At 69.9% G+C, this 17,990-nt stretch carries 18 protein-coding genes; 14 read left to right on the top strand and 4 right to left on the bottom strand.

Annotated features, from left to right (window positions below; all coding sequences use genetic code 11):
- Positions 1-990 carry a tRNA dihydrouridine(20/20a) synthase DusA gene (gene dusA, locus E4191_RS11555; RefSeq protein ID WP_135313539.1) on the top strand — a complete coding sequence of 330 codons (990 nt, stop codon included), beginning with the start codon at positions 1-3 and terminating at the stop codon, positions 988-990.
- A 45-nt stretch (positions 991-1,035) separates the two neighbouring features.
- Here dusA and mazG read toward each other — a convergent pair whose 3' ends face one another.
- Positions 1,036-1,851: a nucleoside triphosphate pyrophosphohydrolase gene (mazG, locus tag E4191_RS11550; protein WP_135313538.1), complete on the bottom strand. Its 816-nt coding sequence runs from the start codon at positions 1,849-1,851 to the stop codon at positions 1,036-1,038.
- A 255-nt stretch (positions 1,852-2,106) separates the two neighbouring features.
- On the opposite strand from mazG, the gene yajC reads away from it, so the two are divergent.
- From yajC to ggt, 10 genes are all read left to right on the top strand, one after another.
- Positions 2,107-2,439, top strand: coding sequence for a preprotein translocase subunit YajC (gene yajC, locus E4191_RS11545; RefSeq protein ID WP_135313537.1), 333 nt, complete (start codon positions 2,107-2,109; stop codon positions 2,437-2,439).
- Between the two features lie 16 nt (positions 2,440-2,455).
- Positions 2,456-4,120 carry a protein translocase subunit SecD gene (secD, locus tag E4191_RS11540; protein ID WP_135313536.1) on the top strand — a complete coding sequence of 555 codons (1,665 nt, stop codon included), beginning with the start codon at positions 2,456-2,458 and terminating at the stop codon, positions 4,118-4,120.
- Between the two features lies 1 nt (position 4,121).
- Positions 4,122-5,111, top strand: coding sequence for a protein translocase subunit SecF (secF, locus tag E4191_RS11535; protein ID WP_135313535.1), 990 nt, complete (start codon positions 4,122-4,124; stop codon positions 5,109-5,111).
- Complete coding sequence (locus E4191_RS11530) at positions 5,111-5,467, top strand: Mth938-like domain-containing protein (RefSeq protein WP_135313534.1); 357 nt, start codon at positions 5,111-5,113, stop codon at positions 5,465-5,467. Before secF ends, E4191_RS11530 begins: the two co-directional genes overlap by 1 nt.
- Positions 5,464-6,099 carry a heme ABC exporter ATP-binding protein CcmA gene (ccmA, locus tag E4191_RS11525; RefSeq protein ID WP_135313533.1) on the top strand — a complete coding sequence of 212 codons (636 nt, stop codon included), beginning with the start codon at positions 5,464-5,466 and terminating at the stop codon, positions 6,097-6,099. The genes E4191_RS11530 and ccmA overlap by 4 nt, the downstream gene beginning before the upstream one ends.
- The gene (gene ccmB / locus E4191_RS11520; RefSeq protein WP_135313532.1) at positions 6,096-6,752 is read left to right on the top strand and encodes a heme exporter protein CcmB; all 657 of its coding nucleotides are present in this window, start codon (positions 6,096-6,098) and stop codon (positions 6,750-6,752) included. Before ccmA ends, ccmB begins: the two co-directional genes overlap by 4 nt.
- Before the next feature lie 56 nt (positions 6,753-6,808).
- A complete protein-coding gene (gene ccmC, locus E4191_RS11515; RefSeq protein WP_135313531.1) occupies positions 6,809-7,534 on the top strand; it encodes a heme ABC transporter permease CcmC in 726 nt (241 codons plus the stop codon).
- Complete coding sequence (ccmD, locus tag E4191_RS11510; protein ID WP_135313530.1) at positions 7,531-7,674, top strand: heme exporter protein CcmD; 144 nt, start codon at positions 7,531-7,533, stop codon at positions 7,672-7,674. The genes ccmC and ccmD overlap by 4 nt, the downstream gene beginning before the upstream one ends.
- Complete coding sequence (locus E4191_RS11505) at positions 7,667-8,209, top strand: DsbE family thiol:disulfide interchange protein (RefSeq protein ID WP_228461271.1); 543 nt, start codon at positions 7,667-7,669, stop codon at positions 8,207-8,209. The genes ccmD and E4191_RS11505 overlap by 8 nt, the downstream gene beginning before the upstream one ends.
- Positions 8,210-8,285: 76 nt before the next feature.
- The gene (gene ggt / locus E4191_RS11500) at positions 8,286-10,091 is read left to right on the top strand and encodes a gamma-glutamyltransferase (protein WP_135313529.1); all 1,806 of its coding nucleotides are present in this window, start codon (positions 8,286-8,288) and stop codon (positions 10,089-10,091) included.
- 188 nt (positions 10,092-10,279) lie between these two features.
- On the opposite strand, the gene acnA is transcribed toward ggt, so the two are convergent.
- The gene (gene acnA, locus E4191_RS11495) at positions 10,280-13,057 is read right to left on the bottom strand and encodes an aconitate hydratase AcnA (RefSeq protein ID WP_135313528.1); all 2,778 of its coding nucleotides are present in this window, start codon (positions 13,055-13,057) and stop codon (positions 10,280-10,282) included.
- A gap of 234 nt (positions 13,058-13,291) precedes the next feature.
- Between acnA and E4191_RS11490 the strand changes: the two genes are divergently transcribed.
- From E4191_RS11490 to E4191_RS11480, 3 genes are read left to right on the top strand one after another with little or no spacing between them, the layout of a single operon-like run.
- Complete coding sequence (locus E4191_RS11490; protein ID WP_176562704.1) at positions 13,292-14,302, top strand: DUF1223 domain-containing protein; 1,011 nt, start codon at positions 13,292-13,294, stop codon at positions 14,300-14,302.
- 57 nt (positions 14,303-14,359) lie between these two features.
- On the top strand, positions 14,360-15,259 hold the full coding sequence (locus E4191_RS11485) for a DMT family transporter (RefSeq protein WP_135313526.1): 900 nt from the start codon (positions 14,360-14,362) through the stop codon (positions 15,257-15,259).
- 29 nt (positions 15,260-15,288) lie between these two features.
- Complete coding sequence (locus E4191_RS11480) at positions 15,289-15,906, top strand: inner membrane-spanning protein YciB (protein ID WP_135313525.1); 618 nt, start codon at positions 15,289-15,291, stop codon at positions 15,904-15,906.
- 4 nt (positions 15,907-15,910) lie between these two features.
- Here E4191_RS11480 and E4191_RS11475 read toward each other — a convergent pair whose 3' ends face one another.
- Together E4191_RS11475 and E4191_RS11470 are read right to left on the bottom strand one after the other, a co-directional pair.
- Entirely contained in the window at positions 15,911-16,795 is an 885-nt protein-coding gene (locus tag E4191_RS11475; RefSeq protein WP_135313524.1) for a hypothetical protein, read from the bottom strand.
- A gap of 112 nt (positions 16,796-16,907) precedes the next feature.
- Positions 16,908-17,660 carry an SOS response-associated peptidase gene (locus E4191_RS11470; protein ID WP_135313523.1) on the bottom strand — a complete coding sequence of 251 codons (753 nt, stop codon included), beginning with the start codon at positions 17,658-17,660 and terminating at the stop codon, positions 16,908-16,910.
- Positions 17,661-17,990 lie beyond the last annotated feature (330 nt).

The raw sequence follows: 17,990 nt of genomic DNA, 5'->3' as shown, positions 1-17,990 counted from the left end.
ATGACCGACCCGATCACCCGCGCCGCGCGCCTCTCCGTCGCGCCGATGATGGACTGGACCGACCGCAACTGCCGCCGCTTCCACCGGCTGATGTCGCGCCGCGCGCTGCTCTATACCGAAATGGTCACCGCCCCCGCGATCCTGCATGGTGACCGGGCCCGGCTTCTGGACCATGACGCCGCCGAACAGCCGCTGGCGCTGCAATTGGGCGGCTCGGACCCGGCCGAGCTGCGCGAGGCCACCCGCATCGCCGCCGACTGGGGCTATGCCGAGATCAACCTGAACTGCGGCTGCCCCAGTGACCGCGTGCAGTCGGGCGCCTTCGGGGCGGTCCTGATGACCATGCCCGAGCGCGTGGCCGATTGCGTGGCGGCCATGCAGGCCGTCAGCCCGGTCGAGGTCACGGTGAAATGCCGCATCGGCGTCGACGACCAGGATCCCGAAACGGCGCTGCCCGCCTTCCTGACCGCGATGCGGGGCGCCGGCATCCGCCGCCTGACGATCCACGCGCGCAAGGCCTGGCTCAAGGGCCTCAGCCCGCGCGAGAACCGCGAGATCCCGCCGCTGGACCATCCGCTGGTCGGGCGGATGAAGGCGCAGTTCCCCGACCTGCACCTGTCGATCAACGGCGGCATCGCCAGCCTCGATCAGGTGCGCGACCACCTCCGGGTGATGGACGGCGTCATGGTGGGCCGCGCCGCCTATCACGACCCCTGGACGATCCTCGGCGCCGCCGACCGCCTCTGGGACGACGCACCGCCCTTCGATGACCCCATCGAGGTCGCCCGCGCCATGCGCCCGCTGATCCTCGGCCACCTGGCGCAGGGCGGCCGCCTGCACCAGTTCACCCGCCACATGCTGGGCCTCTTCCACGGCCGCCCCGGCGCCCGCGCCTGGAAGCGCACCCTCTCCGAAGGCGCCTCCAAGGGCGGCATCGAGGTCTATGACGCCGCCCTCGCGCAGGTCACCGCCGTACCTTCTTCTTCATGAAAATATCCCGGGGGAGTCCCGGAACGGGACGGGGGCAGCGCCCCCTTACCCCGTCGTCGTCTTCTCGGCGACCTTGGCGGCATCCCACAGCCGGTCCATCTCGGCCAGGTCGCTGTCCTCGGGCCGCCGCCCTTGGGCCGCCAGCGCCGCCTCGATCGCGCCGAAGCGCCGGGTGAACTTGGCATTCGCGCGCCGCAGCGCCTGCTCAGGGTCGATCTTCAGATGCCGGCCCAGATTGGCCATCACGAACAGCAGATCGCCGAACTCCTCCTCCATCGCCTCGGGGCCCAGGCCGTCGCGGGCCTCGACCAGCTCGGCGGTCTCCTCGGTGATCTTGGCCAGCACGTCGCCGGGGCCGGGCCAGTCGAAGCCCACACGCGCGGCGCGGTTCTGCAGCTTCAGCGCGCGGGTCAGGGCGGGCAGGCCCAGGGCCACGCCGTCCAGCGTCCCGCGCTCGGCCTTGCCGGCGCGCTCGACCGCCTTGATCGCCTCCCAGTCCTTCACCTGCTGTTCGGCGGACTTGTCGCGGCTTTCGGATCCGAAGACATGGGGATGGCGGAAGACCAGCTTGTCGCTGATCGCCGCCGCGCAATCGGCAAAGTCGAACATGCCGGCCTCGCGCGCGATCTGCGCCTGAAAGACCACCTGCAGCAGCAGGTCACCCAGCTCGCCCGGCAGCTCGTCCCAGGCCTTGCGCTGGATCGCGTCCTCGACCTCGTGCGCCTCCTCGATCGTGTAGGGCGCGATCGAGGCGAAGTCCTGCTCGACATCCCACGGACAGCCCGTGTCGGGATCGCGCAGCGCCGCCATGATGTCCAGAAGGCGGGTCAGTTCGGCAGCGGGGTCGCGTCGCTCGGCCATGGCAGGTTCCTTCGGATGGCAGGGTGGGGCGCCCCCTCGACTGCCACAGCGCCAGCGCCAAGTCCACAGGCGCCCCCGCCACACGGCCCCGACCACACGGCCGCATCAACAGGGGCCGCCCTTCGATCACGAAGCCGTTTCGCGTCTTGCGGCCCGGGCCTCGGGGGCTTTCTTGCCAAGGGCGGGCGGCGCGGCTAGGTTGCGCGCCAATCCTGATGCGGCCCGTGGCCGTGCCCCTGACCGAAAGGACCCCCGATGTTCGTGACCCCCGCTTATGCCCAGGCCGCCGGCGCCGCAGGTGGCGGCGCAGCGCTTGCGCAGTTCATTCCGCTGATCCTGATCTTCGCGATCATGTATTTCCTGATGATCCGCCCGCAGCAGAAGCGCGTGAAGCAGCATCGCGCCATGGTCGAGGCCGTCAAGAAGGGCGACCAGGTCGTCACCCAGGGCGGCATCCTGGGCAAGGTCGTCTCCGTCCGCGACGAGGAGCTGGAGGTCGAGATCGCGACCGGCGTGCGCGTCCGCGTCATCCGCTCGACCCTGGCCCAGGTCGTCAACAAGACCGAACCGGTCGCCGCAAACAGCTGAGAAGGCGTTCGCCCACATGCTTCAGATCGACCGATGGAAGCGCATCCTGATTTTCGGGATCTGCCTTCTGGGCCTCTTCTACGCGCTGCCCAACGCCTTCTACGCCCGCGTCGAGGCGCATAACGATGCCGTTGCCCGGATCGAGGCCACCGGCGTCGAGACGCCCGAACTGGTGGCGGCGCGCGACGGCTGGCCCTCGTGGATGCCCTCCAATCTGGTCAATCTGGGGCTCGACCTGCGCGGCGGCGCCCACCTCCTGGGCGAGGTGCAGGTGACGCAGGTCTACAAGACCCGCGTCGACGCGCTCTGGCCCGAACTGCGCACGGCGCTCGCCGCCGAACGCGACACGGTCGGCGCGATCCGCCGCGTCGAGGCGCCCGAGGGCGTGCTGTCGGTCGAGATCGGCAATGCCGACCAGATGCCCCGCGCCATCGAGATCGCGCGCGGCTTCTCCGACCCCGTCACCACCCTGACCGGCGCGGGCCAGCAGTCGCTGGCCATCGCCACCCAAGGCTCCACGCTGACCATCCAGCTGTCGGATGCCGAGAAGGCCGTGACCGACGACCGCACCATCCAGCAGTCGCTGGAGATCGTGCGCCGCCGCGTTGACGAGGTCGGCACCCGCGAACCCACCATCATGCGCCAGGGCGAGGATCGCATCCTGATCCAGGTGCCGGGCATCGGCTCGGCCACCGAGCTGAAGGAGCTGATCGGCACCACCGCTCAGCTGACCTTCAACCCGGTCCTGGGCACCACCGGCGACGCCGAGGCGCAGCCGGGCCTGGGGCAGTTCATCGCCCCCTCGATCGACCAGGAGGGGGTCTACTACATCCTCGAGGACAGCCCCGTCGTCACCGGCGAGGATCTGGTCGATGCCATGCCCGGCAGCGACGAGAACGGCCAGCCCTCGGTCAACTTCCGCTTCAACCCGACGGGGGCGCGGGCCTTCGGCAGCTACACCTCGCAGAACATCGGCCAGCCCTTCGCCATCGTGCTGGACGACGAGGTGATCTCGGCCCCGGTCATCCGCTCGGCCATCACCACCGGCTCGGGGCAGATCTCGGGCTCGATGAACTTCGACCAGGCCAACCAGCTGTCGGTGCTGCTGCGCGCCGGCGCCCTGCCGGCCGAGATGACCTTCCTGGAGGAGCGCACCGTCGGCCCCGAACTGGGGCAGGACAGCGTGGACGCGGGCAAGGTCGCGGCGGGCGTGGGCTTCGTCGCCGTCGTGATGCTGATGATCCTGTCCTATGGCCGCTTCGGCGTCTTCGCGGCGGTCGCGCTGACCTTCAACATGGTGCTGCTGTTCGCGGTCCTGTCGCTGATCGGGGCCACGCTGACGCTGCCCGGCATCGCTGGCATCGTGCTGACCATCGGCATGGCGGTCGATGCCAACGTGCTGGTCTTCGAACGCATCCGCGAGGAATTGCGGACCGCCCGCGGCCCCGCCCGCGCGATCGAGCTGGGCTACGAGAAGGCCATGTCGGCCATCGTGGACGCCAACATCACGACGCTGATCGTGGCGGCCATCCTCTTCGTGCTGGGCTCGGGGCCGGTCAAGGGCTTTGCGGTGACGCTGACCATCGGGATCGTGACCTCGGTCTTCACGGCGCTGTTCGTGACGCGCCTGATCACCATCATGTGGTTCGAGCGCGCGCGCCCCAAGCAGATCGAGGTGTGAGATGGCTTTCCGTCTGAAACTGATTCCCGACCAGACCAGCTTCGACTTCTTCCGCTGGCAGAAGCTGACCTTCGGCATCTCGGCCTTCTTCATGGTCGCCTCGGTCGTGGTGCTGTTCCTCAACGGGCTGAACTTCGGCATCGATTTCCGGGGCGGCACGACGATCCGCACCGAATCGGCCCAGCCCGTCGATGTCGCGGCTTATCGCGACGCGCTGTCGGGGCTGGACCTGGGCGACGTGGCCATCACCGAGGTCTTCGATCCGGGCTTCGCGGCCGACCAGAACGTCTCGCAGGTCCGCATCAGCGCCCAGGACGGGACCGAGGCCGTGACCCCCCAGACCATCGCCACGGTCGAGGAGGCGCTGCGCGGGATCGACCCGGAGATGACCTTCCCCTCGGTCGAATCGGTCGGTCCCAAGGTCTCGGGAGAGCTGGTGCAGACCGCGATCTACGCGGTGCTGGCCTCGCTGGTGGCGATCTCGATCTACATCTGGCTGCGCTTCGAATGGCAGTTCGCGGTGGGCGCCATCGTGTCGCTGTTCCATGACGTGCTGATCACGATGGGCATCTTCGCGCTGTTCCAGATCCGCTTCGACCTGACCACCATCGCGGCGCTGCTGACCATCGTGGGCTATTCGATCAACGACACGGTGGTGGTCTTCGACCGCCTGCGCGAGAACCTGGTCAAGTACAAGACGCGGGCCCTGCGCGAGGTGATGAACCTGTCCGTGAACGAGACCCTGTCGCGGACCACCATGACCTCGGTCACCACGCTTCTGGCGCTGATCGCGCTTCTGGTGCTGGGCGGCGACGTCATCCGGGGCTTCGTCTTCGCGATCACCTTCGGCATCTTCATCGGCACCTATTCCTCGGTCTACGTGGCCAAGAATTTCGTGCTGTGGCTGGGCGTGCGCCGCGACAAGCCCGACCCCAAGGATCCCAAGGCCCGCAAGAACCTGTCGCCCTTCGAGGGCGCCGAGGAGGTCTGATGCCCGCCCTGACGCCGATCGAGTTCACCGGGCAGCATGCCGTCGAAGGCTATGGCCCGGGCTTCTTCCGGGTCGCGGGCCGGGTCTTCCACCACGCGCTGGTGATCGAGGCCGACCGCGTCACCCCGTGGGACGGCCTGGACCAGATCGCCCCGCTGGAGGCGCTGGCGGGCCGCGTCGACGTGCTGTTCCTGGGCATGGGTGCCGCCGTCGACATTCCCCCGCGCGACCTGATCGCGCATCTGGACGCGCTCGGCCTGCGGGTCGAGGCGATGGCCTCGGCCACCGCCGCGCGCACCTACAACGTGACCCTGTCCGAGGGTCGCCGCGTGGCCTGCGCGCTTCTGCCCCTGTGACCCTGCTGGCCGTCCAGGACCTGGCCGTCGCGCGCGGCGGTCTGCGGACGGTCGAGGGGGTGACGTTCGATCTGGAGGCCGGGCAGGCGCTGATCCTGCGCGGCCCGAACGGGGTCGGCAAGACGACCCTTCTGCGCACGGTCGCCGGATTGCAGGCCCCCGTCGCGGGCCGGATCCGGATGCCCGAGGATTGCCTGGCCTATGCTGCCCATGCCGACGGGCTGAAGCCCGCGCTGACCGCGGCCGAGAACCTGACCTTCTGGGCGCAGGTCTTCGGCGGCGGTGGGACGGATGCCGCGCTGGCGGCGATGGACCTGACCGCGCTGGCCCATCGCCCCGCCGTCGCCCTCTCGGCGGGGCAGAAGCGCCGCCTCGGGCTGGCGCGGCTGCTGGTCACCGGGCGCCCGCTCTGGGTGCTGGACGAGCCCACCGTGTCGCTGGACGCGGCCTCGGTCGCGCGTTTCGCCCAGGTGCTTGTCGCCCATCTGGGGCAGGGGGGGGCCGCGCTGATCGCCACCCATATCGATCTGGGCCTGCCACAGGCCCGCGTCCTGGACCTGACCCCCTTCCGCGCCCGCCCCGGATCGGCCCCCGCCACCCGTGCCTCGGGCTTCAACGAGGCCTTCGCGTGATCGCGCTTCTGATCCGCGACCTCAGGCTGGCCACGCGGGCCGGGGGCGGCTTCGGGCTGGGCGTGGCCTTCTTCCTGATCCTCTCGGCCTTGGTGCCCTTCGGCGTCGGCCCCGACCGCGCCACGCTGGCCCCGGTGGCGCCCGGTGTCCTCTGGGTCGGCGCGCTGCTGGCCTGCCTTCTGTCACTGGACCGCATCTTCGCGCTGGACCACGAGGATGGCAGCCTGGACCTCTTGGCCACCGCCCCCCTGCCGCTGGAGGCGGCGGTGGCGATCAAGGCGCTGGCCCACTGGATCACCACCGGCCTGCCGCTGGTCGTCTCGGCGCCCCTGTTCGGCGTCCTGCTGCAGCTGCCCGTGCAGGCGATGCCCTGGCTGGTGGCCTCGCTGGCGCTCGGCACGCCCGCGCTGTCGATGCTGGGGGCCTTCGGCGCGGCGATCACCGTAGGGCTGCGGCGCGGTGGGCTGCTGCTGTCGCTGCTGGTCCTGCCGCTCTACATCCCGACGCTGATCTTCGGGGCCGAGATCACGCGGCGCGGGGCCGAGGGCATGGCCACCGCCACGCCCCTGATGTTCCTGGCGGGCATCACCCTGGGGGTGCTGGCGCTGATCCCCTTCGCGGCGGCGGCGGCGCTTCGGGTCAATCTGCGGTGAGTGCGGCGGCCTGCCCCTTGAGGGGCGCGGGGAAACAGGGATAGAGGGGGGGCATCATGTCGATCTGGGAATACGCAAATCCGACCAAGTTCATGCGCACGACCGAGGGGCTTCTGCCCTGGCTGGTCGGCAGCGCGGTCATCTGCTGCGTGGGCGGCGTGGTCTGGGGGTTCCTGACCCCCGAGGATTTCCGGCAGGGCTCGACCGTCAAGATCGTCTTCCTGCATGTCCCGGCGGCGATGATGGCCATCAACATCTGGGTGATGATGCTGGTCGCCTCGCTGATCTGGATCGTGCGCCGCCACCATGTCAGCGCGCTGGCCGCCAAGGCCGCCGCCCCCATCGGCGCGGTCATGACCCTGATCGCGCTGGCCACCGGCGCCATCTGGGGCCAGCCCATGTGGGGCACCTGGTGGGAATGGGACCCGCGCCTGACCTCGTTCCTGATCCTGTTCCTGTTCTACGTGGGCTATATCGCGCTCTGGGCGGCGGTCGAGGATCCCGACAGCGCCGCCGACCTCACGGGCGTGCTGTGCCTCGTGGGCTCGGTCTTCGCGCTTCTGTCGCGCTATGCCGTCCTCTTCTGGAACCAGGGCCTGCATCAGGGCGCCAGCCTGTCGGTGCAGTCGGGCGAGCGGATGTCGTCCGTCTATCGCTATCCGCTCTATCTGGCGATGCTGGGCTTCTTCCTGCTGTTCCTGGCCCTGCTGCTGATCCGCACCCGAACCGAAATCCGCAGGCGGCGCCTGGCCGCCCTGCAGGCCAGAGAGATGCGCGCATGATCGACCTTGGACAATATGCTGGCACGGTGCTGGCGGCCTATGCGGTCAGCACCGTGCTGATCGCCGGGCTGGTCTGGCACACCGTGGCCGCCAACGCCCGCGCCCGCCGCGCCCTGCAGGAGCATGAGCGCAATGGCTAGGGTCCCCGTCCTGATGATCCTGCCGCCGGTGGTCTTCGCCGCGCTCGCCGCCACCTTCCTCTGGGGCATGAACCGCGAGGATCCGGGCAACCTGCCCTCGGCCATGATCGGACGGCAGGCGCCCGCGGTGCCCGACACGACGCTGCCTGGCAAGGTGCAGCTGACCGACGAGATGCTGCGCCAGCCGGGCGTCAAGCTGGTCAACTTCTGGGCCAGCTGGTGCCCGCCCTGCCGCGCCGAACACCCGACCCTGACGGACCTGTCGACCCGCCTGCCGGTCTACGGGATCGACCTGAAGGACCCCGAGCCCAACGCCCTGTCCTTCCTGACCGAGGATGGCGACCCCTTTGCGGCCATCGCCACCGATCCGCGCGGGCGCGGCGCCATCGACTGGGGCGTCACCGCCCCGCCCGAGACCTTCATCGTCGATGGCGAGGGGCAGATCCTCTTCCGCTTCGCGGGCCCCCTGATCCGCGACGATTACACCCAACGCTTCCTGCCCGAGCTGGAACGCGCCTTGGCCGCCGAGGACTGAACCGGCCGGGACGGTTGCGCGCCCGCGCATCCGGCGTCATGCTGACCCCATCATTCCGGGACAGGGAGGGACGGCGATGACGCGGACAGGATGGGCCTTGGCACTGCTGCTGGGCAGCGCGGCGATGGCGGGCGCGCAGCAGGCGGCCGATGCGGTGGCGCCCGAGGGCGCCTCGGGCGAGGCGATCGCCACCGATGTCTTCGGCGACCTGGACGCGCCCGCCCGCGACGCCCTGGCCGCCAAGGCCGAGGGGCGCCCGGTCACCGCCGCCGACTGGATGGTCACCGCCGCCCACCCGCTGGCCGTGCAGGCCGGCGCCCGCGTGCTGGAACGCGGCGGCAGTGCCGCCGACGCGATGGTCGCCGTGCAGGCGGTGCTGGGCCTGGTCGAGCCGCAAAGCTCGGGTCTGGGCGGCGGCGCCTTCCTCGTCTGGTACGATGCCGAGTCCGGCGAGGTGACCACGCTGGACGGGCGCGAGACCGCCCCCATGGCCGCCACCCCCACGCTGTTCCAGGACGAGGAGGGCGAGCCCCTGGCCTTCATGGAGGCCGTGATCGGCGGCCTCTCGGTCGGCACGCCCGGCACGCCGCGCCTGATGGAGGTCGCGCATCGCAACTGGGGCCAGGCGAACTGGTCCGGCCTCTTCGACGATGCCATCGCGCTGGCCCGGGACGGCTTTACCGTCTCGCCCCGCCTGGCCACGCTGGTCGCGGGCGAGGGCGACGCCCTGACGGGCGATCCCGCCACCGCCGCCTATTTCTTCCCCGACGGCCAGCCCGTGGCCGAGGGCAGCCTGCTGACCAACCCCGCCTATGCCGAGACCCTGCGCCTGCTGGCGCGCGAGGGGGCGGACGGCTTCTATACCGGCCCGGTGGCCGAACAGATCACCGCCGCCGTGCGCGGGGCCGAGGGCAATCCCGGCCTGCTGGCGATGGGCGATCTGTCCGCCTATCGCGTGGTCGAACGCCCCGCCGTCTGCGTCGACTATCGCGACCACGATGTCTGCGGCATGGGCCCGCCCTCGTCGGGCGGGCTGACGGTGGGCCAGATCCTGGGGATGCTTGGCGGCTACGACCTGGCCACCTTGGGCGCCGACAGCCCCGAGGCTTGGCGCCTGATCGGCGACGCCTCGCGGCTGGCCTTCGCCGACCGGGGCCGCTTCATGGCCGACAGCGACTTCGTGGCCATGCCGACCGAGGGGCTGATCGACCAGGCCTACCTGGACGAGCGTGCCCATCTGCTGCAGGGCGACGACAGCCTGCCCGAGGTCAGCGCCGGCAGCCCGGGCTGGAGCCATGCCCGCCTCTGGGGCCAGGATTCGGCGCTGGAGCTGCCCTCGACCTCGCATATTTCGATCGTGGATGCGGAGGGCAACGCCCTGTCGATGACCACCACCATCGAGAACGGCTTCGGCTCGCGGGTGATGGCGGCCGGCTTCCTGCTGAACAACGAGCTGACCGATTTCAGCTTCGAGACGCATGACGACGCCGGCTGGCCCATCGCCAATGCGCTGGCCCCGGGCAAGCGGCCCCGCTCGTCCATGGCGCCGACCATCGTGCTGCAGGACGGCGCGCCGACCATGGTGATCGGATCGCCCGGCGGCAGCCGCATCATCGGCTATGTCGCCCGCGCCATCGTGGCGCATCTGGACTGGGGGATGGACATCCAGGCCGCCGTCGCCGCGCCGAACCTGGTCAACCGCTTCGGCCCGATGGACATCGAGGCGGGCCTGCCCGCCGCCCTGACCGAGGGCCTGGCGGCCATGGGCTTCGAGCTGAACGAGACCGAGCTGACCTCGGGCCTGCAAGGCATCGTGGTCACCCCCGACGGGCTGGAAGGCGGCGCCGACCCGCGCCGCGAGGGCATCGCCATCGGCGGCTGAGCCATATGCCCAAACGGGGCAGGGGGCTGCCGCCCCCATCGCGTTCCGCGATCCCCCCGCGGATATTTTCATGAAGAAGAAAGGGGAGGCGCGCCGCTGTTTCTTCTTCACTCAAATATCCATCTTGTCTGGTCGTAGCAAAAAGCCCCCGGCATGGTGCCGGGGGCTTTCGCCGTCACAGGTCCTGATCAGGCGGCGGCGAGGTTGCGCAGCACGTAATGCAGCACGCCGCCGTTCTTGAGATAGTCGATCTCGACCTCGGTATCGACGCGGGCCTTCAGCTGGATCGTCTTCTCCGTGCCGTCGGCATAGGTGATCGTGCAGGGCACCTGCGACAGCGGCTTGAAGGCGCCCGACAGGCCCTGGATGCTGACCGTCTCGTCGCCGGTCAGGTTCAGCGTCGCGCGGGTGTCGCCGCCGGTGAACTCGAACGGGATGACGCCCATGCCGACCAGGTTCGAGCGGTGGATGCGCTCGAAGCTTTCGGCGATGACCGCCTTGACGCCCAGAAGGTTGGTGCCCTTGGCCGCCCAGTCCCGCGACGATCCGGCGCCGTATTCCTTGCCGCCGAAGATCACCAGGGGCGTGTCCTGTTCCACATAGGACATCGCGGCGTCATAGATCGCGGCCTGGTTGCCGTCGGCATCCTTGGAATAGCCGCCCTCGACCCCGTCCAGCATCTCGTTCTTGATGCGGATGTTGGCGAAGGTGCCGCGCATCATGATCTCGTGGTTGCCGCGGCGCGAGCCGTAGCTGTTGAAATCCTTGGGCGCGACCTGGCGTTCGGTCAGGTACTTCCCCGCGGGCGTCGCGGGCTTGAAGGATCCGGCCGGGCTGATGTGGTCGGTGGTGATCATGTCGCCCAGCAGCGCCAGCACGCGCGCGCCGCCGATGTCGCTGATCGTGCCCGGTTCCTTGTCCATCCCCTGGAAGTAGGGCGGGTTCTGGATGTAGGTCGAGGAGGCCGGCCAGTCATAGGTCTCGCTGTCGGTGATCTCGACGCCCTGCCAGCGCTCGTCGCCCTTGAAGACGTCGGCATACTTGGCCTGGAACATCTCGCGCGTGACGATGGTGTCGACCAGTTCGGCGACCTCCTTCGAGGTGGGCCAGATGTCCTTGAGATAGACCGGCTTGCCCTCGGCGGTATGGGCCAGGGGTTCGGTCGTCAGGTCGATGTTCATGTCGCCCGCGATGGCATAGGCCACCACCAGCGGCGGGCTGGCCAGATAGTTCGCGCGCACGTCGGGGCTGATGCGGCCCTCGAAGTTGCGGTTGCCCGACAGCACCGACACGGCCACCAGGTCGTTCTCGTTGATCGCCTTCGAGATCTCGGGCTGCAGCGGGCCCGAATTGCCGATGCAGGTGGTGCAGCCGAAGCCCACCAGGTTGAAGCCCAGGGCGTCCAGGTCCTCCTGCAGGTTCGCGGCCTTCAGGTATTCCTCGACCACCTGCGATCCGGGCGCCAGTGAGGTCTTGACCCAGGGCTTGCGGGTCAGGCCAAGCGCCCGCGCCTTGCGGGCGACCAGGCCCGCGGCCATCAGCACATAGGGGTTCGAGGTGTTGGTGCAGGAGGTGATCGAGGCGATCACCACCGATCCGTCGCGCAGGCGGTACTCCTCGCCGTCGACGGCGGCCTCGGTCATGTGCTGGTCGCGGCCGGGGATCTGCTCGGGCTTGGGATCGGGCGATCCGGCCTCGGCCGTCATCTTTTCCTTCTCGTCCAGCGGCACCGAGGCCGCGGGACGCAACCCGCGGATGTAGTCGCTGAAGGCCTGGGCCGAGTCGGTCAGCGGCACGTGGTCCTGCGGGCGCTTGGGGCCCGAGATCGCGGGGACGACGCTGCTCTGGTCCAGTTCCAGCACCGAGGAATAGACCGGCGCATAGTCCGGCGTGCGCCAGAAGCCGTTGGCCTTGGCATAGGCCTCGACCAGCGCGATGCGGTCCTCCTCGCGGCCCGTCTGGCGCAGATAGCGCAGGGTCTCGTCGTCGATGGGGAAGAAGCCGCAGGTGGCGCCGTATTCGGGGGCCATGTTGGCGATGGTCGCGCGGTCGGCCAGCGGCATGTGGTCAAGACCCGGGCCGTAGAACTCGACGAACTTGCCCACGACGCCGTGCTGGCGCAGCATCTGCACGACCTTCAGCACCAGGTCGGTGGCAGTCACGCCCTCGCGCAGCGCGCCGGTCATCTTGAAGCCCACGACCTCGGGGATCAGCATCGAGATCGGCTGGCCCAGCATCGCGGCCTCGGCCTCGATCCCGCCCACGCCCCAGCCCAGGACGGCCAGGCCGTTGACCATGGTGGTGTGGCTGTCGGTGCCGACCAGCGTGTCGGGGTATGCCACGGTCGCACCGGTCTGGTCCGTGTCGGTCCAGACGGTCTGCGACAGGTATTCCAGGTTCACCTGGTGGCAGATGCCGGTGCCGGGCGGGACCACGCGGAAGTTGTTGAACGCCTTCTGGCCCCATTTCAGGAAGGTGTAGCGCTCCATGTTGCGCTCGTATTCCAGTTCCACGTTGCGCTGGAAGGCGCGGGGCGTGCCGAACTCGTCGATCATGACCGAATGGTCGATGACCAGGTCGACCGGGTTCAGCGGGTTGATCTGCTGGGGGTCTCCGCCAAGCGCCTTGATGCCGTCGCGCATCGCGGCCAGGTCCACCACGGCGGGAACGCCGGTGAAGTCCTGCATCAGCACGCGGGCGGGGCGATAGGCGATCTCGCGGCTGCTCGTGCCGCCGTCGGCCGCCCATTGGGCGAAGGCCTTGACGTCATCGGTGCTGACGGTGCGGCCGCCATCCTCGAAGCGCAGCATGTTCTCCAGCACGACCTTCAGCGCGGCTGGCAGTTTCGAGAAATCGCCTAGCCCCGCCTCGGTGGCGGCGTCGATCGAGTAATAGTCGACCTGCTGGCCGCCCGCACTCAGCGTGCGGCGGGTCTTGGCGGTGTCGGTTCCGGTCTGGATGGGCATCAAGGCCTCCCTGTCTGCAAGAATGGATGGGTTCGGCGTCTGCCTTGTGTTGCCCCATCGCGGGGGTTCATGCAAGATGGCGCCGCATCATTGTATGCGATTGCATACCATACCCGCCGCTGTTGCTCAAGGGGCACGGGGCCGGGATGGCGCCGTGGTGACGAAGCCTTGATTTGGTCTTTCGGACCGTCAGCCGCTATCACCGCCGATGTGAAGCGGAACGGGAATCACCAGATGGCCACGGCGCCGCGACCGGAGATGCAGGGGGGCGGACCCCTGCGCGCCCTGCAGGCATGGGCTGCGGCGGGGCTGACGGCGCTGATCCTGCTGGGCGGCCCGGCCTTCGCGCAGACCCCCCCGGAGCAGCGGTCGGGCATGGCCCCCCAGGGCATGGCCTCGCAAGACGCGGTCCCTCAAGACTTGGCTCCCCAGGGCGAGGCGCCGCTGATCCTGGCGCCGCTGGATGCCGGACGCCAGCCGCCCACGGCGCTGTCGCTGATGGAATCGGGCGGCGGCGGCAGCTTCTCGGCCATGGATGTGGCACCCCCCCTGACCGCCCGGCTGCCCTCGGCGCCGCTGCCGGTGGTGGTCGAGCTGTTCACCTCGCAGGGCTGCTCCTCCTGCCCGCCGGCGGATGCGATGCTGACCCTGCTGGCCGGCAAGCCCGACGTGCTGGCCCTGTCCTTCCATGTCGACTACTGGGATTACCTGGGCTGGGCCGACAGCTTCGCCACGCCCGAGTTCACCGAGCGCCAGGCCGCCTATGCCCGCGCGGCGGGGGAACGCTCGGTCTATACCCCGCAGATGATCGTGGCGGGGCAGGACACGGCGGTGGCGCCCGGTCCCGCGCAGCTGATGGGGCTGATCGACGCCCATCTGCTGGCCCCGGCCTTTCTCAGCGTCCAGCGCGAGCCGACCGAGCAGGGCGAGGCGATCGAGCTGATGCCCCTGTCCGACCTGGGCGGCAGCGTCGACATCCTGCTGGTCCGCTATGCGCCGCACCGCCAGGTCGACGTGCGGGCGGGCGAGAATCGCGGCAAGTCGGTGGTTTACAGCAATGTCGTGCTCGAGGTGCAGCACCTGTCGCGGTGGGATGGCGTGAAGCCTTTGCACATGACCGTGCGCGCCCAGCAGGTCGAGGACGACCGCTTTCCTCCCGACACCCGCCACGCCCTGCTGGTCCAGGAGATGCTGCCGCCCGAGCATCTGCCCGGCGCCATCCTGGCCGCCATCCGTCTGGACTGAGGCGAAGACACCTCCTGCGGACTTGCACATCCTGCAAGCCTGCGCCATGGGACGGCGATGGGCGATCTGATCATCCAGCTGTCGGGAACCGCGGAGGGCGCGCGTCTGGCGTCGATCCTGGCGCTGTCGGCGGCTTTCCTGCATGCGGTCTTCGGCGCCCTGCAGAAGGGGCGGCACGACCCCTGGATCAGCCGCGCCGCCATCGATCTCAGCTACGGGCTGATGGCGCTGCCGGTGGCGCTGTTCCTGGTCCCTTGGCCCGACCCGGCGCTCTGGCCGGTGCTGCTGGGCGCCATGATCATCCACATCGCCTACAAGGTCGCGCAGGCGCTGACCTATCAGCGCGGCGCCTACACCGTCGTCTACCCGGTGGTCCGCGGCACGGCGCCGCTCTTCGCGGTGCTGGCCGCGATGCTGGTCTTCGACGAGCGGTTCAACACGGTCCAGTGGCTGGGGCTGGGCCTGCTGGTCGGCAGCATCTTCGGCCTGGCGGTCAACAGCCTGCGCAAGCTGCAGGTCGGGCGCGACACGCTGGTCCCGGCGCTGGCCTGGGCGGTGGCGACGGGCGCGATGGTGGCGCTCTACACCACCTATGACGCCTGGGGCATCCGGCAGGCCGCCGATCCCTTCACCTTCCTAGCGTGGTTCTTCGTGCTGGACGCGATCTTCATGCCGCTCTGGATGGCGCGCAGCCTGATCCGCCTGCCGCGCGACCAGATCGGCCCCCTGGCGCTGCGCGGGGGGATCGGCGCGCTGGTGGCTTTCGCCAGCTTCGGATCGATCATGCTGGCCACCCGCCTGGACGAGGTCGGCCGCGCCGCCGTGCTGCGCGAGACCTCGACCGTCTTCGCGGCCCTTGTGGGCTGGGTCATCCTGGGCGAAAAGGTGGGCGCGCGCCGCGCGGTGCTGATGACGCTGATCGCGGCAGGCGCGGTGATCGTGGAATTCGCCGCCTGACCAAGGCGGCCGGACGGGAAGGCAGACGAATGGAGACCACCAAACCCTGGGTCAAGCCGGCGCTGGAATTCGGCCCGCTGATCGTGTTCTTCGCGGTCTTCATGCTGTATCGCGACGACACGGTGGTGATGTGGGGCCGCGATTACGGCGGCTTCATCCTGGCCACGCTGGCCTTCATCCCGGCGCTGTTCCTGGCCACCGCGGTGCAATGGCGACTGACCGGCAAGCTGTCGCCCATGCAGGTGGCGACGCTGGTGCTGGTCACAGTCTTCGGCGGGCTGTCGATCTGGCTGAACGACCCGCGCTTCTTCAAGCTCAAGCCCACCATCATCTACGTGCTCTTCGCGGCCATCCTGGGCGCCAGCCTGGCCCTGCGCCGCAACTGGCTGGGCGCGGTGCTGGGCGAGGCCCTGCCCATGGACGCGCATGGCTGGCGCAAGCTGACCGCGCGCATGGCGGTGTTCTTCCTGGTGCTGGCGCTTGCCAACGAGGTGATCTGGCGCACCATGTCCGACGGCACCTGGGTCTGGTTCAAGACCTTCGGCCTGCCGGTCCTGCTGTTCGCCTTCCTTCTGGGCAATGCGCGGCTCTACCGCGACCACGCCCTGCCCGAGGCCGCCGCCAAGGACGACGACGCGCCCCTCTAGGGCGTCAGGCCCGCAGCCCCGGCATCGCCGCGGGCAGGGCCCGCAGCCCCGACCAGCGCGGCTGCGGGCGCACCGGCAGGTGGTGGCGCAGCAGACCCAGGGGCAGGGCCCAGGGGTGGCACAGCGCGGCGCGATAGACCTCGAACAGCCCCTCGCGCAGATAGGGGGTCCAGTGCGACATCAGCCGCCGCCCCCGCGCGGTCGGAAAGCCCAGATCCGCCAGCGCGTCCAGCGTGGCGGCATCGTCGATCTGCAGATCCACCCAATTGGCCCGCGGCTGCGCCAGCCCGGCCCCCAGGGCACGCCGCCGCCCCCCCGTCAGCAGCATCTCCAGCCCGAAGTCGAAGGGGTCGTTCTCGCGCGCGGTGACGTTGAGGATCTCGGCCGCCTGCCCGGCGGGACGCTCCAGCGCGGCCTGCGCCACGTCCTGGAACTCGGCGGCGTTCAGCGCGACGATGCGGTTGATGCTGCCCGCAGGGGCCACGGCCAGCGCCTGCAACGCCACCCGCGCGCCCAGGGAATGCCCGATCAGCCCGACCGGACGGCCCGCCAGCGCCGACAGATCGCCGATCAGCGCGCCCAGGCCCGCGCCCGCGCCCTGCGCCCGGTCATAGGCGGCGCGCAGGCGGCCCCGCGCCTCCCATCCGAAGGCCACGGCCAGCCCCTCGGAGGGATCGCCGGTGAAGCCCAGGGCCGTGGGCCACGAGATGCCGCCCGGCCCGGGCTGGGGCGACAGGATGTGGCGGTGCGGATCATGGGCGGGCAGGCGGGGGGAATAGCGATAGCCGTGCAGCATGACGACGATGGGGGCGCCCTGCGGCAGGTCTCGGGCGGCCCGGCGCAGCGCCCCGGGCAGGGCATCCTCGGCATTGACCGCCATCACCGGCATCCCGCATCCTCCGCGCCGCCCCGTCCCTTCGGGAGATAGCGGCAGGCTGCGACAGGGCCGTGAAGAAAGCGTTACCCCTGCGTGACGTTGCGCGCGCAACGGGCCTGCGGGGCTAGAACAATGCCCCCTGCGCCGGGGCGTCGTCGTCCGGCGCGGCATCGTCCGGCCCATGTTCCTTCGGCCCATGCTCCCCTGGCCCGTCGTCACCCGGATCCGATTTCAGCCCCACGCCCTGTTGGTGGATCACCATCTCCTCGGCGGGATAGGGCTCGATCAGGGCGAAGGCCTCGTCGGGATCGCCCGCAAGCCAGGTCTGGTAATCGCCGGGCCGCAGGATCGCGGGCATCCGGTCGGGATGCACGGTCGCCACCAGCGCGTTGGGCCGCGTGGTGATCATCGAGCTGACCAGCAGCCGCTCACCCTCCTCGCCCCCGTGATCCTGCCAGATCCCCGCCAGCGCGAAGGGCGGGCGCGCGCCCTCGCCGGTGACGCCGAACCAGACATGGGTGGCCGGGCTGCGGCCCTTGGCCTCGCAGAAGCTGCTGGCGGGGATCAGGCAGCGCCGGGCCCGGAAGGCCGACCGCCAGAAGGCCGATGTCCGCAGCTTGTCGTCGCGGGCGTTGTTCACGGCGCGGGGCTGGATCGGCTGGCCCGTGCGCTTGGAGACCTGCGGCAGCAGGAACCCCCAATGGCTGACATCCAGCCGCCGCGCGCCGTCGCCGTCCAGCCGCAGGATGGGGGCCGCGCCCTTGGGAAAGATCGCCGGGCGGGGTTCGGCATTGCCCAGATGGTCGCGATCGGGCGTCACCTTGAACAGCCGGCGCATCGCCTCGGCCGCGGTGGTATTGGCATACAGGTTGCACATCGTGCCACCCTAGCACCTCCGGACCGGGCCGGAAATTGCCCTCGGGCGGGCAGGGGACGTTTTGGGCATTGAATTTTCCCCAAGCCCCCCTCTATGCTGGCCCCATGCGCAAGGCCGCTCCGCAATCGGGGGTTGCCGCGCGCCGACAGTTTCGCAGCGCGACGTCCTCGACCCCGATCCGGGCCAGCGGGGGCGTCTCGCGGAAAACACGCCCCCATGCCGCGCCACCGTTTTCGGGACCGTGCCGGGGGCGAGACCGACAGCGGCCCGGCCGGACCTCCGGCACCGGGTCATTCGAAGGAACAGACGCGATGACGCGCGCTTTGGACG

Origin of the sequence: Paracoccus liaowanqingii (assembly GCF_004683865.2) — a bacterium.
Taxonomy (GTDB): Bacteria; Pseudomonadota; Alphaproteobacteria; order Rhodobacterales; family Rhodobacteraceae; genus Paracoccus; species Paracoccus liaowanqingii.
This window is presented reverse-complemented; position numbering and strand designations above follow the sequence as displayed.

Bases quoted from the DNA above. Each gene is read 5' to 3' on its own strand.
- E4191_RS11485 (WP_135313526.1), top strand. From the start codon at position 14,360: ATGGGCGATCTGATCATCCAGCTGTCGGGAACCGCGGAGGGCGCGCGT.
- E4191_RS11505 (WP_228461271.1), top strand. From the start codon at position 7,667: ATGGCTAGGGTCCCCGTCCTGATGATCCTGCCGCCGGTGGTCTTCGCC.
- yajC (WP_135313537.1), top strand. From the start codon at position 2,107: ATGTTCGTGACCCCCGCTTATGCCCAGGCCGCCGGCGCCGCAGGTGGC.
- ggt (WP_135313529.1), top strand. From the start codon at position 8,286: ATGACGCGGACAGGATGGGCCTTGGCACTGCTGCTGGGCAGCGCGGCG.
- E4191_RS11470 (WP_135313523.1), bottom strand. From the start codon at position 17,660: ATGTGCAACCTGTATGCCAATACCACCGCGGCCGAGGCGATGCGCCGG.
- E4191_RS11475 (WP_135313524.1), bottom strand. From the start codon at position 16,795: ATGCCGGTGATGGCGGTCAATGCCGAGGATGCCCTGCCCGGGGCGCTG.
- E4191_RS11480 (WP_135313525.1), top strand. From the start codon at position 15,289: ATGGAGACCACCAAACCCTGGGTCAAGCCGGCGCTGGAATTCGGCCCG.
- secF (WP_135313535.1), top strand. From the start codon at position 4,122: ATGGCTTTCCGTCTGAAACTGATTCCCGACCAGACCAGCTTCGACTTC.
- ccmD (WP_135313530.1), top strand. From the start codon at position 7,531: ATGATCGACCTTGGACAATATGCTGGCACGGTGCTGGCGGCCTATGCG.
- mazG (WP_135313538.1), bottom strand. From the start codon at position 1,851: ATGGCCGAGCGACGCGACCCCGCTGCCGAACTGACCCGCCTTCTGGAC.
- E4191_RS11530 (WP_135313534.1), top strand. From the start codon at position 5,111: ATGCCCGCCCTGACGCCGATCGAGTTCACCGGGCAGCATGCCGTCGAA.
- acnA (WP_135313528.1), bottom strand. From the start codon at position 13,057: ATGCCCATCCAGACCGGAACCGACACCGCCAAGACCCGCCGCACGCTG.
- E4191_RS11490 (WP_176562704.1), top strand. From the start codon at position 13,292: ATGGCCACGGCGCCGCGACCGGAGATGCAGGGGGGCGGACCCCTGCGC.
- secD (WP_135313536.1), top strand. From the start codon at position 2,456: ATGCTTCAGATCGACCGATGGAAGCGCATCCTGATTTTCGGGATCTGC.
- dusA (WP_135313539.1), top strand. From the start codon at position 1: ATGACCGACCCGATCACCCGCGCCGCGCGCCTCTCCGTCGCGCCGATG.
- ccmC (WP_135313531.1), top strand. From the start codon at position 6,809: ATGTCGATCTGGGAATACGCAAATCCGACCAAGTTCATGCGCACGACC.